The sequence below is a fragment of the Variovorax sp. 01T439_2 genome (assembly GCF_056398445.1).
This window is the reverse complement of record NZ_JBFTPJ010000739.1, coordinates 1-2,995: the sequence shown is the minus strand read 5'-3', so window position 1 is coordinate 2,995 and position 2,995 is coordinate 1. Positions and strand designations below refer to the sequence as shown.

The following is a 2,995-nucleotide window of genomic DNA, read 5'->3' as shown; positions in this document are numbered from 1 at the left end:
GGGTTGCCGAGGTTGATCGACGCACGCAGCACGCCCGCGGGCATGAGTGCCGACCGGGTGGAAGATTCGGCGGTCATTGGCTAACCTCCGTGCTTCGCACTGCGGTGCGAGCCCCCTTCGGAACGGCCGGGCGGGGGCTCATGGCTTGGCAGCATGCTCTTCGAGCAATGCGAGCACGGCAGGATCCAGCGCGAGGCCGTCGCGCCGGTGGCGTGCCAGGTTGTCCAGCTCGATCTCGCCCGGCACAAGGACGGGACGCGATGCCTCCGCGGGCGGGCTGCCATGGAGGATGGCCGCGAAATCGTTCATGCGCTGCGCGAGCCATATGGTGGAGCCGAGGTGCCGCGTGTCGATGAGGATGAAGAAGTGCCCCAGGTTCTGCGGCTCGTCGGGTGCATCGACCCACGACTTCACATGCGTGAGGTAGGCCGCGCCCGACAGCAGGCCGGCAAAGAGGTCCACGAGCAACGCCAGCCCGTAGCCCTTGTGCCCGCCGATCGGAAGCAGGAAGCCTTCGAGCGCCGCCGCCGGATCGGTCGTGGTGCGGCCCGCCTTGTCGGTCGCCCAGGTGACCGGAATCGCATCGCCGCGCTTGAGCGCGTTGCGGATCTTGGCGCGGGCGGCCACGCTGATGGCCATGTCCAGCAGGAACGGACGGCCGCCTGGGTTCGGCACGGCGAAGCCAACCGGGCTGTTGCCCAGGCGCGCATCGCTGCCGCCCCACGGCGCGATGGTGGTGGTGGCATTGCTGCCGATGATGCTCGCGAAGCCGGCTTCGGCCGCAATCAGCGAATAGGGCGAGACCGGGCCGAAGTGGTTGCTGCCGCGCGCGAAGGCGACGCCCACGCCTGTCTGCCTGGCCGTGTCCATGGCCGCTTCCAGCGCGCGCATGCCAACCAGGGGGCCGACGCCGTTGTCGCCGTCGATGCAGACGATGGCGGGCGCCCGCTGCTCCCGCGTGATGCGCGGCCTGGCCTTGATGCCGCCGACGCCCAACCGCTCCCCGTAGGACTCGATGCGGCCGAGGCCGTGCGTGGACAGGCCGAACAGATCGGCCATGACCAGGATCCTGGCGACGTCGCGTGCGTCCTCGTGCGCGAGCCCGAGGCCCTCGAAGGCGCGCGTGCCGAGTTCAAGCAATTCGGGCTCGCGCAGGACGCGTTGTTTTTCAATGGTCGTGTTCATGATGGCTTTCAGGTGATGGATGGCGGCTTCATTCGGCTTTGAGGCCGGCCTTGCGCACGACGCTGCCCCAGCGGTCGCGCTCGGCCTTGATGAATTTGGCGAACTCCGCAGGTGCCATGGGCGACGCCGTGCTGCCGTCTTCCTCGAGGCGCGCACGCACGGCCGGAACGCCCAGCGCCTTGACCGCGGCCTCGTGCAGACGGCTGACGATCTCCGGCGGCGTCCTGGCCGGCGCCAGGATGCCGAACCACTGGGAGCTGTCGAAGCCGGGATAGCCGAGCTCGGCCACCGTGGGAACGCTGGGCAGTGCGCTCAGCCGCTGCGGTGAGCCGCTCGCGATGATCCTGATCTTTCCGGCCTTGGCCTGCGCGATGAAGCCGGGCGGTCCGGCGGAAGCGGCGTCGGTGTTTCCCGCCAGCAGGTCGTTGAGCTGGGCGCCGGTGCCCTTGTACGGCACATGGGTGACGTCGATGTGGGCCGTGACCTTCAGCATCTCGAACGCCAGGTGGCCGGCACTGCCGTTGCCCGCGGAGCCATAGTTGAGCTTGCCGGGCTGGGCCTTGGCCAGCGCGACAAACTCCGCAAGCGTCTGCGCGGGCACCTTCGCGCCCACGGCAAACACCATCGGCACCTTGGCCAGCAGGGCGACCGGCGCGAAATCCTCGTCGCCATACGGCAGCTTGCCGAACATCGCGGGATTGACCGCCAGGGTGCCGACGTGCCCCAGCACGATGTTGTAGCCATCGGGCGCCGCGCGCGCCACTTCCTGCATGGCGATGATGCCGGAGGCGCCGGCCTTGTTGTCGACGATCACGGCCTGTCCGAGCGTTCTGGACATCTCGTTGGCGAGCAGCCGCGCAATGACGTCGGAACTCCCTCCCGGCCCATATGGCACGACGAGGCGCACCGGCTTTTCCGGCCAGGCCGCGTGGGCGAACGGTGCCGTCGCCGCGAGCGAGGCTGCGGCAATCAGGAAGGCCGTTCGGCGCAAGGCCGCGAACGGCGCTGTCCATCGGCGATGGGGCGTGCGGATCGATGTGGGCATGGATGTCTGTCTCTTGGTGGTGCGGCCTCGGACATGGGCCGCTGCGAGACGAATGATCTCCAAGCGCACAGCTGGTGTAAATTGCAAATATCCGGGCTACTTTTGCTTCAAACGCATGAATTTCGATCTGGCCGATCTGCGGGCTTTCTTGTCGGTGGCCGATTTCTCGAGCTTCCGCGCGGCCTCCKACAACCTGCACCTGTCGCAGTCCGCGTTGTCGCGCCGCATCGACAAGCTCGAATCGGCGCTGGGCGTGACCCTGTTCAATCGGACCACGCGCAAGGTCGAGCTCACGACCATCGGGCGGGCCTTCGTGCCCAAGGCGCGCAGCGTCATGCGCGAACTGGAGGACGCGCTCGTCGGCATCAAGGAAGTCACCGACCGGGTCTCCGGCCAAGTCACCATCGCCTGCGTGCCGTCGGCGGTCGGCTACTTCCTGCCTGCGGCGATCAAGCAGTTCCACGAGGCCTACCCGAGGGTGCGCATTCGCCTCATCGACGAATCGTCCGCCGAGATCCTCATGGCCGTGGCCCGCGGAGACGCGGACTTCGGCTTGACCTACATCGGCACCCAGGAGCCCGACATCGATTTCGAACCGCTGCTCGAAGAGCGCTTCGTCGTCGCCTGCCCCGCCGGGCATCCGCTTGCGAAGCACAAGCGCGTCACCTGGGCCGAACTGGCGCGGCACGAATACGTGACCATTGCGCAGGGCAGCGGCAACCGCTTCCTGATCGACCAGGCCCTCAGCCATGTGGAGAGCAAGCC

General features: G+C 67.8%; 3 protein-coding genes. 1 reads left to right on the top strand and 2 read right to left on the bottom strand.

Translation table 11 applies throughout. The annotated features are described in order from the left end of the window. Positions 1-138 precede the first annotated feature (138 nt). Complete coding sequence (locus AC1DOC_RS26925) at positions 139-1,185, bottom strand: Ldh family oxidoreductase (RefSeq protein WP_478084262.1); 1,047 nt, start codon at positions 1,183-1,185, stop codon at positions 139-141. A 28-nt stretch (positions 1,186-1,213) separates the two neighbouring features. Further along, positions 1,214-2,230 (bottom strand): Bug family tripartite tricarboxylate transporter substrate binding protein, encoded by a 1,017-nt coding sequence (locus tag AC1DOC_RS26920; protein ID WP_436298957.1) that lies wholly within the window; start codon positions 2,228-2,230, stop codon positions 1,214-1,216. Between the two features lie 115 nt (positions 2,231-2,345). Here AC1DOC_RS26920 and AC1DOC_RS26915 point away from each other — a divergent pair. Then, the coding region (locus AC1DOC_RS26915) for a LysR family transcriptional regulator (RefSeq protein WP_478130849.1) at positions 2,346-2,995 on the top strand (650 nt) is incomplete at its 3' end.